Below are 19,495 nucleotides of genomic sequence, written 5' to 3' on the forward strand. Positions count from 1 at the left end.
CCCCGCCAGAGGCGGGGTCGGGAGGGGTAGCAGCATCTCCCCGGCTTCTGCCCCCCGTAGCAAAGCCGGCCGCGAGCCGCCCTCCCCCCTCAGTGCATCCCCCTCGTCAGCCCCTGGATAAAATACCGGTTCAGCACCAGCGCGATCAGCACGATCGGCAGCGTTGCGAAGTGCGCCAGCGCCCCCATCGTGCCCCAGGACACGTCCTTGGTGCCGTAGGCGGAGAGGAGTGCGACGGAGAGGGGTTTGGAATCGACGCCGGTGAGGAAGACCGGGGTGAGGAAGTCGTTCCAGGACAGCATGATCGAGAACAGCGCGCTGGCGACGATGCCCGGCACCACCAGCGGCACGGCGACGAACAGGAAGGCGCCGAAGGCGGTGCGGCCGTCGATCTGCGCCGCGTATTCGGCTTCCGGCGGCAGGGCGCGGAAGTAGGAGAACATCATCCAGACGACGAAGCCGGCCGACAGGGTGGCGTTGGTGAGCACCACCGCCCAGATCGTGCCGAGCAGGCCGACATCGCGCATCATCAGGTAGAACGGCATCAGGGTGACGACGCGCGGCATCATGCGGATGGCGAGCAGCGCATAGGCGAGCGTGGTCGCGTGTTTCCAGCGGCTGCGGGCGAGCGCGTAGCCCCCCGGCACGCCGACGAGCAACGCCACGGCCGTGGTGCCGAGGCTGATGCCGAGGCTGCTCGAGACGAGGCTCGGCAGGTCGTAGAGCTCGAGCAGCACCCGGAAATTCTCGAGCGTCGGCGTGAAGGCGAGCGCGGGCGGGATCTGGAAGATTTCGCGCGCCGGCTTGTAGGCGGTGGAATAGAGCCAGACCAGCGGGGCGAGGAAGGCGATCACGGCGGCGACCAGCGCGGCGTTCTCGGCTAGCCCGCGCAGTCGCAGCCCGCGGCGTGCGGCCGATGCGGAAACCTCGGTCATGGCGCCACCTTCTTTTCGTATCGCCCGATCAGCAGGAAGAACACCGTCGCCATCAGGCCGACGAGGGCGAGCATGACGGTGGCGATGGTGCTGGCGGTGCCGATGTTGAAGAACTCCAGCCCCTCCTTCACCGCGGCGATCATCAGCACGTTGGTCGCGTTGTTCGGGCCGCCGTTGGTGGTGACGTAGATCGTGTCGAACACCATCGAGGCGTCGATCATCCGCAGCAGCAGGGCGAGCAGGATGCTCGGCACCATCAGCGGCACGACGATGGTGGTGAGCCGCTGCAGCGCCGTGGCGCCATCGACGCGCGCGGCCTCCAGCGTCGTCGCCGGGATCGCCTTCAGGCCCGCGAGCAGGATCAGCGCCATCAGCGGCGTCCACTGCCAGACGTCCATGACGACGATGGTGGCGAGCGCCGTCGACGGCGTGCCGAGGAAGCCGCGTTCGCCGGAAATGCCGAGAATGCGCGCCCAGTAGCCGATCGGGCCGTAGTCGGCGGTGAGCAGGGCCCGGAAAATCAGGCCGGTGGCGAGCGGCGTCACCGTGACCGGCACCAGCAGCAGGGCGAGGCAGATGCGCGAGAACAGCCGGTCGCGCCAGAGCAGCAGCGCCAGCGCGAAACCGAGCAGGAATTCGAGGATGACCGCGGCGACGACGAAGACCGCGGTGTTCCACAGCGCCGCCTGCATCGCCGGGTCGCTGAAGAACTTCACGTAGTTGTCGAAGCCGACGAAGGCGGTGCGGTGCGGACGCAGGAGGTTGTAGCGCCACAGGCTGTAGCTGAGGCCGACGATGGCGGGATAGACGGCGAAGACGAGGACGTAGGTGATGACCGGCGCCGTCAGCGCGATCAGGAACAGCCGGCGCTGCGCCTCGAGCGGCTCGCCCGGGGGAAACAGCGCCGGGAAGAACCGGCCGAGCAGCCGCTGGCCGAGACCCGGCCGCGCATGGGTAGAAGCGGCCGCTGCGGCGGCCGCCTCCTTCGGTTGGGTCGCCGCGTCCGCCACGGTCAGAACAGATCTTCGGCGCGCGCCTGGGCGTCGTCGAGGGCGGCCTTCGGGTCGGCATCGCCGGCGAGGACGGCGTTGACCGCCGTGCCGAGGATGTCCTGGATCTCCGGGTATTCCGGGATGCGCGGACGGTAGTCGCCGTCACCCTTCTCGAAGGATTCGGCGATGATCGGCAGGAAGGGATACTTCGCGTTCAGTTCCGGGTCGGCGAGCGTGCTTTTGCGCACGAAACCGCCGGCGCCGAGCAGCGCGAGCTCCTTCTGGCCTTCCTTGCCGGCGAGGTACTTGATCACCGTCCAGGCGGCGGCTTGGCGGTCCTCGGCGATGTCCTCGTTGATCGAGAGGCCCCAGCCGCCGATGCCGTATTTCGGCTCGACGCCCTCGCCGGTCGGCGCCTTGATGACGGCGAACTTGTCGACGACGTTCGACTGCGCCGGATCACCGTAGCCCGCCGCGCCGACCGACCAGGTCTGCATGGTGGCGGCGACGCCCTGGCGGAACGCCTGCTCGCGGCCGCCCCAGTCATAGTCGACCGCGCCGGGAGGGGCCGCCTTGTCGAAGAAGGCCTTGTAGACGGTGAGGCTCTCGACGTTGGCGTCGGAGTTGATCGCGGGCTTGCCCTCGGCGTCGAGGATCGAGCCGCCGAGCTGGGCGTTGTACTGCATCCAGTCCTGCGCCACCGCCGGGCCCTTCTGGCCGTTGGCGACCCAGCCGTACTGGCCCTTTTCGCGGTCGGTGATCTTCTCGGCGGCCGCCTGCAGTTCCTGCATCGTCGTCGGCGCCGAAAGGCCGGCCGCCTCGAAGAGGTCGGTGCGGTAGACGAGGACGTTGGCGTAGCCGGAGAATGGGAAGGCGACCTGCATCTCGCCGTAGCCGCCGAGCGAGTTCATGACGACCGGGTAGACGTCGTCGAGGTCGAGTTCGGCCGCGTCCTGCTCGATCCACGGCTTCAGGTCGATCACCTGGCCGGCGGTGGCGTACTGGCCGGTCAGGACGTTGTCCATGGTGACGATGTCGTAGCTGCCGGTGTCGCCGATGAAATCGGCCGACGTCTTGGTCATCAGCTCGCCGTAGCTCATGATGTCGACCTTGATGGCGACGCCGGTCGCGGCCTCCACCTTCGGCGCGAGCTTGGTCATCGCCGCGCCGAACGGGTCGTTCATCGAGGCGATGTTGAGGGTGACCTCGGCGGCCGATGCGGCCGAAAGCGGCCCGGCGACGATCAAGGCCGACGCGGCGAGAAGGAATGGCGAGATCAGCGCTCTGCGGTTCTTCTGCATGGGTGGTTCCCTTTCCGGACCACGCTGCACCCCGGGTCGGCGGCATGGCTTGCCGCCTCGCCGGGTGCGCGAGTCTCGGCGCCTAGATTTGCACAGCCTGTGCCAGTTGCAACACCAATGAACGAAAACGAACATTGTCAAACGCAGTTGCACATGTAAGATCGCAAACAGGCCCGCTTGTCGAGGTGGCATGGCCGATGCCTGCACCGGCAGGACGGCGCTATCGGCTTCGACCACGACGATGACCCAACACCGACCGCCCGCAAAGACGGCAGAGCGCATGATTTCTGTTCAATCCGTGCCGAGCGACGCGCCGAACGACCGCCGTGCCCCCTCCCCCGAGGGGCTGGCGGCGCTGGCGCGGCGCGTCCACGAGGACCTGCGCGCGGTCGAGTATCCGCCGCGGGCCTGGGTGCCGCCACGGCGCGGGCCGGACGGGGACATCGTCGACGACGTCGCGGTGATCGGCGCCGGCCTCAGCGGTCTTGCGATCGGCTTCGGCCTGATGCGGCGGCGGGTGTCGAACATCCGCATCCTCGACCGCGCGCCGCGCGGGCTGGAGGGGCCGTGGGTGACGTTCGCGCGGATGGACACGCTGCGGTCGCCCAAAACCCTGACCGGCCTCGACTTCGGCCTGCCTTCGCTCACCTATCGCGCCTTCCATGTCGCGGGCTTCGGCGAGGAGTCGTGGCAGCGGCTCGACAAGATCGACCGGCGCCACTGGATGGACTACCTGATCTGGTACCGCGAGACGCTGGGGCTGCCGGTCGAGAACGACGTCCGCCTCGTCGGCGTCGAGCCGGCCGGCGACCTGCTGCGGCTGACGGTCGAGGGCCCGTCCGGGCGCGAGACCAGCCATGCCCGCCGGCTGGTGCTGGCGACCGGCGTCGATGGCGCGGGCCGGCCGGTGGTGCCGCCCGCCGTCGCGGAGCTGCCGCGCGCCCTCTGGTTCCACAGCTCCGACACGATTGCACCGAACCTGATGGCCGGGCGGCGGATCGCCGTGATCGGCGCGGGGGCGTCGGCCTTCGACTGCGCGGTGCATGCGCTGCGCGCCGGTGCGACGCGTGTCGTGCTCTATGCGCGCCGCGCCGACCTGCCGGACGTCGAGGTTCTCGCCTGGAGCAACTTCCCCGGCTTCCTCGGCGCGTTTGCCGACCTGCCCGACGCCGTGCGCTGGGCCTTCATGCGGCAGATGCGGGCGCTGGTGGCGCCGCCGACGCAGGAGATGTTCGACCAGGCCGCCGCCGACCCGCGCTTCGAGCTGCGGCTCGGGGCGCCGATCGACAGTCTCGCCGCGGACGGTGACGGATTGGTCGTCGCGACCGACGGCGCCACCGAACTCTTCGATCGGCTGATCGCGGCGACCGGCTTCACCACGACGCTGACCGAGCGGCCCGAAATCGCGGCGCTCGCCGGCCGCGTCGCGCTGTGGCGCGACCGCTTCGTGCCGCCGCCCGGCGAGGCCGACGACGATCTCGCCGCGCATCCCTATCTCGGCAGCGGTTTCCAGCTCTCGGCGCTGGACCCGGCCGATGCGGCGTTCCTCGGCCGGATCCATCTCTTCAATACCGGCGCCGTCGCCAGCCTCGGCCCCGTCTGCAACGGCGTCACGGGCCTCAAATACGGTGTGCCGCGCGTGGTCGACGCGATCGCCCGCGACCTCTTCCTGGAGGACGCCCCGATGCATTTCCAGAAGCTGGAGTCCTATGCCGAGCCGATGTTCGACGGGTCGACGGCGCGGATCAGCGCACTGCGCGCCGGCCGGTGCGCCGCCGCGGGTCCGGAGCGCGCCGCCGCGCGCGCCGAGGCCGACCGGCTGATCGCCGCGACCCGGCTGCAGAGCGGCGAGTTCCCGGTGATGCTCGCCAACCACCTGCCGATGGTGCTCGAGGCGCTGTGCCGGCTCGGTGCCCCCGCCGCACGGCTGGCCGCCTATGCCGAGCACTACGACCGGGTACATGCGGTGCCGCTGCTCGCCCCCCGCATTGCTCCCCTTGGCCGCGCCGACTGGCGCGCGGCGCTGGGTGACCGGCGTCGCGAGGCGGACCTGCGCGATTTCTTCCTCACCGAGGCGCAGCGGCTCGGCGGCTTCGGCGCCATCCGCATCTATGTGCCCGAACTCGTGCAGGGCGTCGCCGCGAGCGCGCTGCACGGGCTGATGCGGCTCGCCTATGGCGTGCTGCGCGGCGACGACGCCGAGATCGGCGCCGCGCTCGGCTACTGGGCAACCACCTATCTGCCGCTGCGCGACGAGCCGGCGGGGCCGCCGGAGACCGACGATCCCGCCGCGCTGGCGCTGATGATGCGCGCCGAGCCGGCGTTCCAGGATTTCAGCTTCGACGCGCACCTGCTCTGGCACTGGATCGCGAAGACCGGCCGGATGGACGCCTTCGCGCCGCTGATCGGGCGGCTGCGCTTCGGACCGGAGACGCTCGACCGGGTGACGGCGACGTCGGCCGCGCTCTACGCCTCGACGATGAGCTTCGAGGCGCTGCATGCGGTGACCGGCAGCCACTGGGTGCGGATCGTCACCCCGTATCTCGACGATCCGCTGCCGCTGCTGCGCCACTTCTGGGCGGCGATCCTCGCGCTTTATCCGAAGATCGGCATGCCGCTGCCGGCGACGGTGGACGAGCTCGCGGCGCTGCGGGCGCTCACCCCGCCCGACGACCTCGACATCGCCGCGGCGGCGATCGCCTCGGACGATGAACACGACCACAGCCTCGTCTTCTCCGCGCTGCAGGAATTCCGCCGCACCGGCGATCCGCTCTACCGGGTGCTGGCGGCGCGGCGCGTGCAGCTGATGTGACCCATCCCGCCGCCGCTCCCTCGCCGCCCGCCGGGTGACCAGCCGCGCGGCGGCCCGCCCCCGATCTAGACCCCGGTCCGCTCTCCTCCCCGAGACGGACATGGCGATGGGTGAGCAGTCCCCCTCGCCCCCTTTCCGGAGACCCCAACGCATGATTTTCGAGTTTCTCGGGCCGAAGAAGAAGGCGATCATCGCCATGGTCCACATCGGCGCCCTGCCCGGTTCGCCGCTCTATGACGCCGACGGCGGCGTCGACAAGCTGATCGAGGGCGCGCTCGCCGATGCCGAGAAGCTGCAGGCGGGCGGTGTCGACGCGGTGATGTTCGGCAACGAGAACGACCGGCCGTATCTCCTGAAGGGCACGCCGGAGAGCATCGCGGCGATGACGGCGGTGGTGACCGCGGTGAAGCCGATGCTGACGGTGCCGTTCGGCGTCAACTACCTCTGGGACCCGGTCGCGAGCGTCGCCATCGGCGCCGTCACCGGCGCGCAGTTCGTGCGCGAGATCTTCACCGGCGTGTTCGCCTCCGACATGGGCATCTGGGAGCCGGATTGCGCCGGCGCGCTGCGGCTGCGCAGCCAGCTCGGCGCAAAGTCGATGAAGCTGTTCTTCAACATCAATGCCGAGTTCGCCCACTCGCTTGACCAGCGCCCGATCGAACTGCGCGCCCGCAGCGCGGTGTTCTCGTCGCTCGCCGACGCGATCCTCGTCTCCGGCCCGATCACCGGCCAGCCGGCCGAGCAGTCGCACCTCAAAGCCGTGTGCGAAGCCGTCACCGACGTGCCGGTGTTCACCAACACCGGCTGCAACCTCGGCAATGTGCGCGATGTCCTGGCGCTCGCCTCCGGCGCGGTCGTCGGGACGCACTTCAAGGTCGACGGCAACACCTGGAACGCCGTCGACGGCGACCGGGTGAAGCGGTTCATGGACGTCGTCGAGACGCTGCGGTGACGGACAGCGCCTCCGACCGGACGGCGCCCGGGCGCTATGCGCTCGGGCTCGACATCGGCACCACCTCGACGATCGGCATCCTGATCGAGCCCGCGACCGCGCGGGTGCTGGCGCTCGCGTCGCGTGCCGTGACGCTGTCGTCGCCGCACCCGGGCTGGGCGGAGGAAGACCCCGCCGAATGGTGGGCGAACGTCACGGCCCTGGTGCCGCAGCTTCTCGCCGAGGCCGGCATCGACGCCGCCGAGATCGGTGCAGTCGGCGTTACGGGCATGCTGCCGGCGGTGGTGCTGCTCGGGGCGGACGGTGAAATCCTGCGGCCGAGCATCCAGCAGAGCGACGGGCGCTGCGGCGCGGAAGTCGAGGCGCTGAAGCGCGAGGTCGATGCGGCGGCGTTCCTGCAGACCGCCGGCAACGGCGTCAACCAGCAGCTCGTCACCGCCAAGCTGCGCTGGATCGAGACGCACGAGCCGGCGGTGTTCGCGAAGATCGCCACCGTGTTCGGCTCCTACGACTACATCAACTTCCGCCTCACCGGCGAGCGGGCGGTGGAGCAGAACTGGGCGCTGGAGGCGGGCTTCGTCGATGTCGGCCGCGACGTGATCGACGACGATCTGGTCGCTCTCGCCCATGTGCCGCGCAGTGTGGTGCCGCGCTTCTCGCGCTCGCATGCGATCCTCGGCAGCGTGACGCCGGAGGCGGCCGCGGCGACCGGGCTTGCGGCGGGCACGCCCGTGGTCGGCGGGGCGGCGGACCTGATCGCCTCGGCGCTCGGCGCCGGCGTGGTCGGCGCGGGCGATGTGCTGCTGAAATTCGGCGGCTCGGTGGATATCCTGACCGCGACGCCGACCGTCGCGCCCGATGCCCGGCTCTATCTCGACTATCACCTCGTGCCCGGCCTCTACATGCCGAACGGCTGCATGGCGACCGGCGGCTCGGGCCTCAATTGGTTCGTGCGTACCTTCGCGGCCGGCGAGACGCAGAAGGCGGCCTTCGAGGGCAAGACACTGCACCAGTACCTCGACGGGCTGGCGGCGGCGAAGCCCGCCGGGGCCGATGGGCTGACGATCCTGCCCTATTTCCTCGGCGAGAAGACGCCGATCCACGATCCGGAGGCGCGCGGGCTGATCGACGGGCTGACCCTGTCGCACGACCTCGGCCACCTCTGGCGCGCGCTGCTCGAATCCTATGCCTATGCGCTGAAGCACCATGTCGAGGTGCTGCACGACATGGGCCACGCCACCACGCGCTATCTCGTCTCCGACGGCGGCGCGGCGAGCCGGGTCTGGATGCAGATCGTCGCCGACGTGCTGCAACAGCCGCTGCAGCGACTCGCCGGCCACCCCGGCTCCTGCCTCGGCGCGGCGTGGACGGCGGCGATGGGCACGGGACTTGCGAGCGACTGGGGCGGCATCGCGGCCTTCGTGACCATGGACGAGATGCTGCAGCCGGATCCGGCCAACGCCGCGGTCCATGCGGCGGGCTACCAGCGCTACCGCGCGCTTTACCGGGCGGTGGCCGCAGTGCAATAGGGGGAGACCGCCCCGCCCCGCCACCTCTCCCGGAACAGCTGCCATGCCCGCGTCCCGCTTCCTGATCCGCACCAAGGCCGTGGTTCGCGGCGTCGACGCCGCCGGCGAGGCGGAGGTGATCGAGGACGGCGCCATCCTGGTGGCGGACGGGCGGATCGAGGCGGTCGGGCCTGCGGCGGACCTCGTCGCCGCCCATCCGGAGCTGACCGTCGAGGGCGGCGAGCGGCTCGTCGCGATCCCCGGCCTCGTCAACAGCCATCATCATTCCGGCCTGACGCCGCTGATGATGGGCGTGCCGTTTGCGCCGCTGGAGCTCTGGCTGCCGCAGTTCCGCGGCATGCGCTCGGTCGGCCACCGGCTCGACACGCTCTATTCGGCGATCGAGATGCTGGAGAGCGGCACCACCACGGTGCAGCACATCCAGGGCGGCGTCTCGGGGCCGGAGGAGGACTGGCACGCCACCGTCGACCCCGTCGTCGAGGCCTATCGCGAAATCGGGATGCGGGTGTCGTGGTCGTTCATGCTGCGCGATCGTAACCAGCTCACCTACGAAGACGACGACGCCTTTCTCGCCCGGCTCCCCGACGAGGTCGCCGCCCATTTCCGGCCACAGATCGAGGCGGCGCTCGCCCCGATCGGCCGCCACATGGCGTTCTTCGAGGACGCCGCCGCGCGCTGGGCGGAGCGCGATCCGGAGCGGGTCAGCCTGCAGCTCGCCCCCGCCAACCTGCACTGGTGCACCGACGGGGCGCTGACGGCGATCTTCGACACGGCGCGGAAGACCGGCGCCAAGGTGCACATGCATCTGATCGAGACCGAGCGGCAGGAGATTTTTGCGCGCCGCCGCACCGGCCGCAGCGCGATCGGCCACCTCGCCCATCTCGGCTGCCTCGGGCCGAACGTCACCTTCGGCCACGGCATCTGGGCGAGCGGCGCCGATCTCGACCTCCTCGCCGAGCACCAGTGCCAGGTCTGCCACAACGCGAGTTCCGGGCTGCGGCTATCCAGCGGCATCGCGCCGGTGACGGAGATGAAAAAGCGCGGCATCCGCGTCGCGCTCGGCATCGACCAGTCGAACATCGACGACGATCGCGACATGCTGACCGAGATGCGGCTCGCCTGGGCGCTGCACCGGCAGGCCGGCCTGTTCAACGACCGGCTGAAGCCGGCCGAGGTGCTGCAGATGGCGAGCGAGCACGGCGCCGCCACCACCGGCTTCGACGGCCGCATCGGCCGGCTTGACCCGGGGCTCGCCGCCGACGTGGTGCTGATCGACTGGGCCGAGATCGCCCGGCCGATCATCGACCCGCGCACTTCGCTCGTCGACGCGCTGATCCTGCGCAGCCGCAAGGGCGCGGTGCGCACCGTCTATGTCGGCGGGGCGCGCGTGGTCGAGGACGGCAAGGTGGTGACGATCGACCGCGACGCGGTGTTCGCCGAGATCGAGGCGCGGCTTTCCGCGCCGATGTCGCCGGCGGAGGAAAAGGCGCAGGCGATGGTGGCGCGGCTGATGCCGCATCTCGAGGCCTGGTTCCGCGCCTATCCGGACGCCGGCAGCTATCGCCCCTATCGCTACAACGCCGTCGCGGAGGGCTGAGCGCCGTGTCGATCGACTTCGTGCTGCGGAGCGCCGCCCTGCCGGGCCAGCCCGGCCTCTCCGACATCGCCGTCGCGGCCGGGCGCATCGCCGGCATCGCGCCGAGCGCAGCGGGCGCCTTCGTCTGCGATGCGCCGACCGAGGACGCCGGCGGCCGGCTCGCGACCGCCGGGCTGGTCGAGACGCACATCCACCTCGACAAGGCCGGCATCATCGGCCGCTGCCGGATCTGCGCCGGCACGCTCGCCGAGGCGGTGGCCGAGACCTCGAAGGCGAAGGCCGCGTTCACGGTGGACGACGTCTATGCCCGGGCGGCTGCCATCGTGGAGAAGGCGATCCTGCACGGCACGACGCGGCTGCGCAGCTTCGTCGAGATCGACCCGCGCGCCGGCTTCCGCTCGTTCGAGGCGCTGCAGGCGGTGAAGCGCCACTATGCGGGGCTGATCGAGATCAAGCTGTGCGCCTTCGCGCAGGAAGGGCTGACCAACGACCCCGGCACCGAGGCGATGCTCGATGCGGCGCTGGCGGACGGCGCCGACCTCGTCGGCGGCTGCCCCTATACCGACAGCGACCCCACCGACCACATCCGCCGCATCTTCGATCTCGCAGAGAAATACGACGTCGACGCCGACTTCCACCTCGACTTCGACCTCGATCCGGCCGGCTCCAACCTGCCGGCGGTGCTGGCGGAAACCGGGACGCGCGGCTGGGGCGGGCGGGTGTCGGTCGGGCACGTCACCAAGCTCTCCGCCCTTGCGCCCGCCGAGTTCGAGGCCACCGGCCGCCGGCTCGCCGAGGCGGGCGTCGGGATCACCGTGCTGCCGGCGACCGATCTCTTCCTGACGGGCCGCGCCGCCGACCGGCTGGTGCCGCGCGGGGTGACGCCGGCGCACCGGCTGCTCGAACTTGGTGCCCAGGCGTCGATCTCGACCAACAACGTGCTCAACCCGTTCACGCCGTTCGGCGACGTCGCGCTGATGCGGATGGCGAACCTCTACGCCAACGTCGCCCAGGTCGGCACGGACGCAGGCCTCGCCGCGGTGTTCGGCATGGTGAGCGACGGCGCCGCCCGCCTCGGCGGGTTCGAGGGCTATGGTCTCGCGGAGGGCGCTATCGCCGACATCGTGCTGTTCGACGCGGCGAGTGCGCCCGCAGCGGTGGCTGAGGTCGCGTCGGCGCTGAAGGGGTGGAAGGCCGGCCGGCCGAGCTTCGAGCGCCCGCCGGCGCGGTTGCTCGGGCAGGCGACCGGCTGAGGCGCCGCCCGCGCGCGGGGCGCTTAGGCTCCGATCAGTGCAGCGCGCCGTCGACGACCTTCAGTAACGCCGGGATATCCGGCCGCCAGAGCGCCGCCTTGACGGGCGGCTCCTCGACGAAGGCGCGGTAGTCGAGATTGCGCAGGATCGAGAGCTTCGCATAGTTGAAGCGCAGGTGGTGCGTGCCCGGCGAGACCGGCAGCAGCTCGACGATACGTGCGGTCGGCTTTGCGAACAGGATGTGCGACAGGCCGGCGCCATGCGGCGCCACAATGACGTCCGCCGCCATGGCGGCGGCGATCTGGTGCGCGAAGGGCAGCTTGGAAAACAGCAGCGGCGTGAAGCCGCGCGATTCGAGCGCCGCTTCCAGCCGGTCCTCGCCGTCGATCGCGCGCCGGGTGGCATCCCGGCGGGAGATGTAGAGCCGGCGCGGGGCGCTGAAGCCGTCCTGTTCGGCCGCCGCCGCAGCCGCCTCAGCGGCGGCCAGCACGGTGGGGGCCGCACCGCCCCACCAGCGCAGGCCGGCGAAGCCGACCCGGGCGAGAACCAGCCGCTCGCAGAACACCGGCTCCGACAGCATCAGGACGCGGTCCGCGCCGATGCCGGCGAGCGCCAGCGACGCGGCCTCGAAGGCCGGCGCCGTGGCGCGCAGCAGGACGGTGACGTCGGCGGCCGCCGGTTCGAGCAGGAACGACGTGTTGACGAAGCGGTCGGTCAGCCAGTGGAAGATGCCCTTGGTATAGCCGAGCGCGTTGAAGGCGACCGGTACCGTCCTGACGTCGCTGCGGGAGAGTGTCGGGGTCGCGACGCCCTTCGACTTCACCATGCGTCCGTCCTCGGTCCAGATCTGGCCGATCGGGTCGATGAAGACGTTGCTGAACTCGACGAGCCGCGGTGCCCGCCCGATGTCGAGGAGATGGCGGAAGGACGCCTCGGTCGCCGCCCAGCGGGTCTGGTGATCGGGCGAGACGTCGGCGGACCAGGTGAATTGCGGCGTCCGCACCGGGCCGAGGTCCGGCCGGGTGGCGGCGACGTCGAAGCGCAGCAGGCTCGGGCGCGCCGGCTCGGGCCGGCCGAAGGTGCGGCGCAGGAAGGCCCGCACATCGGCTTTCTCGGTCTTCGACGACGTTTGCGCCAGGATGCGGTTCGCCGTCTTCAGGAACAGGGGGTGCGAGAGCAGCCGGTCGTCGGCGCCGAGGATCGCCCAGGTCGACGCGGTGTCGTTGGTGACGAGCAATTCGCGCATCAGCACGAACTTGATCGTCGGATCGAGGGTCGAGGCGGCGACGAAGCGGGCGACCTGTGCCGCGGCGGACTCCCGCTCACCGGCCTCGCGGGCGGCAATCAGGTGGAGTTCGGCGAGACGCGGCTCGGCCCCCCACAGCGCCTCGTCCCGCGTCAGCGGCAGCACGCTGCGCCAGCGACCTTCGGCGGCGATCCGGCGCGCCTTCTTCAGCGCATTGCGCGCGTCGAGCGCGACATTCTTCGCGTTGCCTCTCGAAAACAGCATCAAGCCTTCCGAAGATATGACCGAGCGTTGCCGCCTCGTCGTTGCCAGCGCCGCGACCCTAGCCTCTTGCGCTCAGCGCGGATAGCGCGCCTTGAGCACCTCGTAAAGCGCCCGGATCACCTGCGCCTCGCCGCCGACCGGCTGGCCGGGCTTGTCGGCCGGGACCCAGGCGAAGACGTCGGCGTGCAGCCAGGCGGTCGCCTTGCCGACGAAGCGGGCCAGAAACAGCGCCGCGGTGATCGAACCGGCGAAGCCGCCGCTCGAGATGTGGTTCACGTCGGCGATCTTCGAGGCGAGCAGCTTGTCGTAGGGCGGCCACAGCGGCATGCGCCACACCGGGTCGCCGACGGCGAGGCCGGCCGCGGCGAGGTCGCCCGCGAGCTTGTCGTCGTGGGTATAGACCGGCGGCAGGTCCGGGCCGAGGGCGACGCGGGCGGCGCCGGTCAGGGTCGCCATGTCGACGATCAGCGCCGGGGCCTCGTCGTCGGCGAAGGCGAGCGCGTCGGCGAGGATCAGCCGGCCCTCGGCGTCGGTGTTGCCGATCTCGACGGTGAGGCCCTTCCGGCTGGTGAAGACGTCGCCGGGGCGGAAGGCGTTGCCGGCGATCGAGTTCTCCACCGCCGGCACCACGACGCGCAGGCGCACGCGCAGGCCCGCTTCCATGATGAGCTGCGCGAGGCCGAGGACGTTGGCGGCGCCGCCCATGTCCTTCTTCATCAAGAGCATCGAGTTGTCGGGCTTGATGTTGAGGCCGCCGGTGTCGAAGGCGACGCCCTTGCCGACGAGGGTGATCTTCGGATCGGCCTCGTCGCCCCAGGTGAAGGTCGCGAGCCGCGGCGCCCGGGTGCTGGCCGCGCCGACGGCGTGGACGAGCGGGAAGCCGCGGGAAAGCAGGTCATCGCCGACGATCTCGTCGTAGTCGGCGCCGTGCCGGTCGGCGAGCGCGCGCACCGCAGCGGCGATCTCCTCAGGCCCGAGGTCGTTCGCCGGCGTGTTGACGAGATCGCGGACGAGGTAGACCGCGCGGGCGAGCGCGTCGATCTCGCGCGCGTCGACGCCCGCGGGCATCACCAGCCGCGGCCCGTCCTCGCGCGTCTTCAGGTAGCGCGAGAAGCGGTAGCTGCCGAGGGCGAAGCCGAGCAGCGCGAGCGGCAGGTCGCCGGCGAAGGTCGCGAGGCGGTAGAGCGCCTTCGGCAGCGTGGCGAGGCGGCCGAACAAGAGCGGCGCGCGCGCCGGATCGTCGGCGCGGCCGAGGCCGAACAGCACCGCCCGGAGGCTGCCGTCGGCGCCGGGCACCAGCAGCAGCGCCCCCGCCTCGGCCTTGAAGCCGCTCGCCGCCGCCCAGGCGTCCGCGCCGCCGCCGAGCGCCGCCAGCGTCGCCTCGAGCCCGTCGTCGTGTACCGCATGGATCGGCACGGCGGCCTCGGTGGTGTCTGCGGCGGCAAAGATGGTGAGCACCGGGCGAATCTCCGTCGGGGTCAAGGCGGCGGATGATGGCGTGGCGCCCCGGGCGGCGCAATGCGCGATGGTCCGGATTCGCAGAACGCGAATGCGCCCCGCGCAATTCGCCTCGCAGATCGCAACGGCAGCGATCGCCGGGTTCGGAGGCCGCTTTCGACCCGGTTTCGGGCGCCCCCGGCCCGCCGACCGCGGCCATTAACCCGCTATTAGGGTTAACGGACTACGAATTGGAACATCGAAGGCCGACCCGTTTCCCGGTCCGGAGCTCTGTTCATGCGCCAGCCGTCCGCCCGCCTCCCGCTGCTTCGCGCCCTGCCCCGAACCGCCGCCGTGGCGTGCGTGCTCGCGGCGACGCTGCTCGGCGGCTGCGCCCTCAATCGGGGGCCGGCGATCGGGACCCACGGCGGCCCGACGATCACCTCGTCGTCGAAGCTGACCGACGCCCAGCTCGCCCAGGCGACGCAGGCGTGGGGCCAGCGCTACGACAAGAACCCCGGCGACCGCGCCACCATCCTCAACTACGCCGCAGCGCTGCGCCTCAGCGGCCAGACCGACCAGGCGGTGGCGGTGCTGCAGAAGGGCATGATCGCCTTCAAGAAGGACCGGGCGATCTCCGCGTCCTATGGCAAGGCGCTGGCGGCGAACGGTGATTTCGAGCAGGCGCTGACCGTGATCCGCTCGGCCCAGACGCCGGACCGGCCCGACTGGGCGCTGCTGTCCGCCGAAGGCGCGATCCTCGACCAGGTCGGCCAGGGCAATGCCGCGCGCCAGCTCTACGCCAAGGCGCTCGGGATCGTGCCCGAGGAGCCGTCGGTGCTCAACAACATGGGCCTCAGCTACCTGCTCGCCGGCGAACTCACCAAGTCGGAAGAAGTGCTGCGCCGCGCCGCGGCCCAGCCGAAGGCGACCAGCCGCATCCGCCAGAACCTCGCCCTGGTGCTCGGCCTGCAGGGCCGCTTCGCCGAGGCCGAAGCGGTGGCGAGCAACGAACTCGACCCGCAGCAGGCGGCCGCCAACGTCGCCTATCTGAAATCGATGATGACCCAGGCGAACACCTGGAAGGACATCGAGAGCTCGGAGAAGAAGCGCGCGGGCTGAAGGGGCGGGCGGCCGGAGGGGGTCTCCGGAGGTCGAAGCCTTTTCACTGCTACGTTTCCAGGCGCCCGCCCGATCGATCGAGATCCGGCGGGCGTAACTTGTTCTGGGGCTGCGGGTTCTCCGACCGCCTCGATACCCGCAACCTCCCCCCCTCCCTGACCCTCCCCCTCGAGGGGGGAGGGGATGGAAAGTCAGAGAGTGGGGTGCTCTGCTGCGGGCTCGGCGTTCATTTGCGCACGGCTATCCATCCCCTCCCCCCTCGAGGGGGAGGGTCAGGGAGGGGGGGACCCGCCGCAGGGCGGGGCGTCAAAGGATGCCGAGGCCCCCGTGACCAGTCAGATCGCGCCCCCCGAACGCAAAAGGAGCCGCGATGTCTCGCGGCTCCCTAGCGTCTCACGCATTCGGCCCGGACAGCACCGACCCGGCCCCTGCCCCCGTCAGCCGCCGCTCTGGATCGCCATCACCTTGATGATCGCCGGCGCCATGATCACGGCGAACAGGACCGGCAGGAAGAACACGATCATCGGGACGGTGAGCTTGGGGGGCAGCGCGGCGGCCTTCTTCTCGGCCTCGTTCATGCGCATGTCGCGGTTTTCCTGCGCCATGGTGCGCAGGGTGGTGCCGAGCGGGGTGCCGTAGCGCTCGGACTGGATCAGGCTGAGACAGACCGCCCGGACGCCCTCGAGGCCGGTGCGGCTGGCGAGGTTCTCGTAGGCCATCTTGCGCTCGGGCAGGAAGGAGAGCTCGGCGGTGGTGAGGCTGAGTTCCTCGGCGAGCTCGATCGACTGGATGCCGATCTCCTCGGCGACCTTGCGGAACGCCGCCTCGATCGACATGCCGGACTCGACGCAGATCAGCAGCAGGTCGAGCGCGTCGGGGAAGGCGCGCTTCACCGAGAGCTGGCGCTTCGACACCTTCTGCGACAGGAACAGCACCGGCGCATAGAAGCCGGCGTAGGCGGCGACGATGCAGATCAGCAGCTTGATCGCGGGCGGGCGATCGACTTCGCCGATCACGAAGAGGTAGAGCGCCGCCAGGGTGAAGGCGAGGCAGGGCAGCACGAAGCGGGCGAACAAGAGCGCCGTCATCGGCGCCTCGCCGCGGTAGCCCGCCATGCGGAGCTTCGCCTCGGTCTGCTCGTCGGCGAGCGCGCGGCGCAGGCTGAGCCGGTCGACGAGGTCGCGCATGTACTTCTTCGGCTCGGCCCGGCGCATCTGCGACCGGCTCTCCTGCTGCAGGCGCGCGCGCTCGCGGCTGCGGATGCGCTCGCGCTCCACCGAAACCGCCTTCATGCGGCTGTCGAGCTTGTCGGCCGACAGCAGCGGCATCGCAAAGGAGACGATCGTCGCGAAGATCGCGATCCCGACCGAAACGGCGAGCAGCACGTTCGGATCGCGCACCGTGGCAATGAAGGATTCCATGCGTCCCGGGCTCCCTGCCCTGCAATCGGCGTCGCGGCGGCCGCGATCAGATTTCGAAGTTGATCATGTTGCGCATCACCATCACGCCCATGAACATCCAGAGCGCCGAGCAGCCGAGCACGACCTGGCCGGCCGGCTCCGTCCAGAGGATGCGGATGTAATCCGGGCTGCTGATGTAGACGAGCAGCATCACGATGGGCGGCAGCGAGCCGATGATGCCGGCCGACGCCTTGGCCTCCATGCTCATCGCCTGGATCTTGGCCTTCATCTTCTTGCGCTCGCGCAGCACGCGGGCCAGGTTGCCGAGGGCTTCGGAGAGATTGCCGCCAGCCTTCGCCTGGATTGCGATGACGATGGCGAAGAAGTTCGCCTCGGAGAGCGGCATGCGCTCGTAGATCTTGCCGACGGCCTCGTCGATCGGAATGCCGAGCGCCATGGTGTCGACGACGTTGCGGAATTCCGAGCGCACCGGCTCGTTGGCGTCGACGGCGATCATGCGCAGGCAGTCGTTCAGCGGCAGGCCGGCCTTGACGCCGCGGACGATGACCTCGACCGCATTCGGCAGTTCGGCGATGAACTTCTTCTGGCGCTTCGAGCGCAGGTAGTTGACGGCGAAGCGCGGCAGGCCGAAGGCGCCGACGAAGCCGACGCCGACGATGGCGAGCAGCGGCGCGCGCAGCACGAAGGCGATCAGCACCGCAAGCAGGCCGACCACCGCGCTGATGACAACGAACTGCGCAAGCGAGATCTTCAGGCCCGCCTGCTGCAGGCGGAGCGACATCGGCGGGTTCTTCGACTTCGACGCCTGGTGCTTCTGCTTGACCTCGATGTCCTTCAGCGTCGCCTGCACCGACTTGCGCCGGGCGGCCATGGCCTCGCCCTTCGAGCGCACCTCGACGGAGGGGCTCGGCGCCTGCGACACCACCTTGCCGACGCGCTTCTCGGCCCGGGCCGACGCGGAGATCCGCGTATAGAAGAGGCCGTAGATCAGCGCGCCGACCGACAGCATCACCAGCCCCATCAGGGCGAGGATCGTAACGTTGAGGCCGAACATCGCCTTGCCTTCTCCCTCTCGCCGACGCCGCCCGAGGAGAGCGGCACGGGATCACTCAAGCTCGCGACGTCCCGGCGCGGCGGCCGGGCGAACCGGACCGGCACCGGGCTTGCCCCGGGCGCCGGACCGGGCCGACGTCGTCAGTACGCCTTTTCCTTCGCCTCGGCCGCGTCGAGCGCAGCGGCGAGACGCTTCTCTTCACCGTAGTAGCGGGCGCGGTCCCAGAACTTCGGCCGACCGATGCCGGTCGAGCGGTGCCGGCCGATGATCTTGCCGTGCTCGTCCTCGCCCATCATCTCGTAGAGGAAGATGTCCTGGGTCACGACGACTTCGCCTTCCATGCCCATCACTTCGGTGATGTGCGTGATGCGGCGCGAACCGTCGCGCAGGCGGCTCGCCTGGACGATGACGTCGATCGACGAGACGATCATCTCGCGGATCGTCTTCGAGGGCAGCGAGTAGCCGCCCATGGTGATCATCGATTCGATACGCGACATCGCCTCGCGCGGGGTGTTGGCGTGCAGCGTGCCCATCGAGCCGTCGTGGCCGGTGTTCATGGCCTGGAGGAGATCGAACGCCTCCGGGCCGCGGACTTCGCCGACGATGATCCGCTCGGGACGCATGCGCAGACAGTTCTTGACGAGGTCGCGCATCGTCACCTGGCCCTCGCCCTCGAGATTGGGCGGGCGGGTTTCGAGACGGACGACGTGCGGCTGCTGCAGCTGCAGTTCGGCGGCGTCTTCGCAGGTGATGATGCGCTCGTCGCTTTCGATGAAGGCGGTGAGGCAGTTCAGCAGCGTGGTCTTGCCCGAGCCGGTACCGCCGGAGATCAGCACGTTGCAGCGCGACTTGCCGATGATCTCGAGGATCGTCGCGCCTTCCGGCGTGATCGTGCCGAAGTTGACGAGCTGGCCGAGGGTCAGCTTGTCCTTCTTGAACTTGCGGATGGTGAGCGTCGGACCGTCGATCGCCAGCGGCGGGGCGATGACGTTGACGCGCGAGCCGTCGGGGAGGCGCGCGTCACAGATCGGCGAGGATTCGTCGACGCGTCGACCGACCTGGCTGACGATGCGCTGGCAGATGTTCATCAGCTGCAGGTTGTCGCGGAAGCGGATGCCCGTCCGCTGCACCTTGCCGGCGACTTCGATGTAGGTCGTGTTGGCGCCGTTCACCATGATGTCGGCGATGTCGTCGCGGGCGAGCAGCGGCTCCAGCGGACCGTAGCCGAGCACGTCGTTGCAGATGTCGTCGAGCAGTTCCTCCTGCTCGGAGATCGACATCACCACCGCCTTCAGCGAGATGATGTCGTTGATGATGTCACGGATCTCCTCGCGCGCGCTCTCGGTGTCGAGCTTGGCGAGCTGCGAGAGGTCGATCGTGTCGATCAGCGCCGAGAAGATCGACGTCTTGGTCGCGTAGTAGCCTTCCGACTTGCGCCGTTCGACCGGCTCGGGCGGGGGCGCGGCCGGGCGCGACGCGGCCGAGGGTGCGACCTGCTCGATACGCGCGGCCGGCACGGCCGCCGGGGCCTGCGGACGGGAGCTGGCGGTATCGGAGCCGCCGCGTTTGCCGAACATGGA

The 19,495-nt window shown here is 70.1% G+C and carries 14 protein-coding genes; 6 read left to right on the forward strand and 8 right to left on the reverse strand.

Translation table 11 applies throughout. The annotated features are described in order from the left end of the window. Window positions 1-89: 89 nt before the first annotated feature. From I5731_RS11430 to I5731_RS11440, 3 genes are read right to left on the reverse strand one after another with little or no spacing between them, the layout of a single operon-like run. Window positions 90-935, reverse strand: a complete 846-nt coding sequence (locus I5731_RS11430) for a carbohydrate ABC transporter permease (protein WP_197311504.1) — start codon at window positions 933-935, stop codon at window positions 90-92. Continuing rightward, complete coding sequence (locus I5731_RS11435; protein WP_328838664.1) at window positions 932-1,945, reverse strand: carbohydrate ABC transporter permease; 1,014 nt, start codon at window positions 1,943-1,945, stop codon at window positions 932-934. Before I5731_RS11435 ends, I5731_RS11430 begins: the two co-directional genes overlap by 4 nt. A 2-nt stretch (window positions 1,946-1,947) precedes the next feature. Continuing rightward, the gene (locus I5731_RS11440) at window positions 1,948-3,228 is read right to left on the reverse strand and encodes an ABC transporter substrate-binding protein (protein WP_197311505.1); all 1,281 of its coding nucleotides are present in this window, start codon (window positions 3,226-3,228) and stop codon (window positions 1,948-1,950) included. A 280-nt stretch (window positions 3,229-3,508) separates the two neighbouring features. Between I5731_RS11440 and I5731_RS19785 the strand changes: the two genes are divergently transcribed. The 5 genes from I5731_RS19785 (at window position 3,509) to I5731_RS11470 (ending at window position 11,371) form a co-directional block, all read left to right on the forward strand. Next, window positions 3,509-6,040, forward strand: a complete 2,532-nt coding sequence (locus I5731_RS19785; RefSeq protein ID WP_235981723.1) for a questin oxidase family protein — start codon at window positions 3,509-3,511, stop codon at window positions 6,038-6,040. A 151-nt stretch (window positions 6,041-6,191) separates the two neighbouring features. Beyond that, the gene (locus I5731_RS11455; protein WP_197311506.1) at window positions 6,192-6,992 is read left to right on the forward strand and encodes a BtpA/SgcQ family protein; all 801 of its coding nucleotides are present in this window, start codon (window positions 6,192-6,194) and stop codon (window positions 6,990-6,992) included. Then, window positions 6,989-8,521 (forward strand): FGGY-family carbohydrate kinase, encoded by a 1,533-nt coding sequence (locus I5731_RS11460; protein ID WP_197311507.1) that lies wholly within the window; start codon window positions 6,989-6,991, stop codon window positions 8,519-8,521. The genes I5731_RS11455 and I5731_RS11460 overlap by 4 nt, the downstream gene beginning before the upstream one ends. A gap of 43 nt (window positions 8,522-8,564) precedes the next feature. Further along, window positions 8,565-10,118, forward strand: coding sequence for an amidohydrolase family protein (locus I5731_RS11465; protein WP_197311508.1), 1,554 nt, complete (start codon window positions 8,565-8,567; stop codon window positions 10,116-10,118). Between the two features lie 5 nt (window positions 10,119-10,123). Continuing rightward, the gene (locus I5731_RS11470; protein WP_197311509.1) at window positions 10,124-11,371 is read left to right on the forward strand and encodes an amidohydrolase family protein; all 1,248 of its coding nucleotides are present in this window, start codon (window positions 10,124-10,126) and stop codon (window positions 11,369-11,371) included. A 34-nt stretch (window positions 11,372-11,405) separates the two neighbouring features. On the opposite strand, the gene I5731_RS11475 is transcribed toward I5731_RS11470, so the two are convergent. Together I5731_RS11475 and I5731_RS11480 are read right to left on the reverse strand one after the other, a co-directional pair. Beyond that, window positions 11,406-12,881, reverse strand: a complete 1,476-nt coding sequence (locus I5731_RS11475; RefSeq protein WP_197311510.1) for a glycosyltransferase family 61 protein — start codon at window positions 12,879-12,881, stop codon at window positions 11,406-11,408. A gap of 72 nt (window positions 12,882-12,953) precedes the next feature. Next, a complete protein-coding gene (locus I5731_RS11480; protein ID WP_197311511.1) occupies window positions 12,954-14,339 on the reverse strand; it encodes a leucyl aminopeptidase family protein in 1,386 nt (461 codons plus the stop codon). Between the two features lie 276 nt (window positions 14,340-14,615). On the opposite strand from I5731_RS11480, the gene I5731_RS11485 reads away from it, so the two are divergent. After that, window positions 14,616-15,440, forward strand: a complete 825-nt coding sequence (locus I5731_RS11485) for a tetratricopeptide repeat protein (protein ID WP_197311512.1) — start codon at window positions 14,616-14,618, stop codon at window positions 15,438-15,440. A gap of 437 nt (window positions 15,441-15,877) precedes the next feature. Here I5731_RS11485 and I5731_RS11490 read toward each other — a convergent pair whose 3' ends face one another. From I5731_RS11490 to I5731_RS11500, 3 genes are all read right to left on the reverse strand, one after another. Continuing rightward, window positions 15,878-16,861, reverse strand: a complete 984-nt coding sequence (locus tag I5731_RS11490; RefSeq protein WP_197311513.1) for a type II secretion system F family protein — start codon at window positions 16,859-16,861, stop codon at window positions 15,878-15,880. 46 nt (window positions 16,862-16,907) lie between these two features. Continuing rightward, a complete protein-coding gene (locus I5731_RS11495; RefSeq protein ID WP_197311514.1) occupies window positions 16,908-17,915 on the reverse strand; it encodes a type II secretion system F family protein in 1,008 nt (335 codons plus the stop codon). 140 nt (window positions 17,916-18,055) lie between these two features. Next, a complete protein-coding gene (locus I5731_RS11500) occupies window positions 18,056-19,492 on the reverse strand; it encodes a CpaF family protein (RefSeq protein ID WP_197311515.1) in 1,437 nt (478 codons plus the stop codon). Between the last annotated feature and the right edge of the window lie 3 nt (window positions 19,493-19,495).

This window comes from Methylobrevis albus (assembly GCF_015904235.1).
Taxonomy (GTDB): Bacteria; Pseudomonadota; Alphaproteobacteria; order Rhizobiales; family Pleomorphomonadaceae; genus Methylobrevis_A; species Methylobrevis_A albus.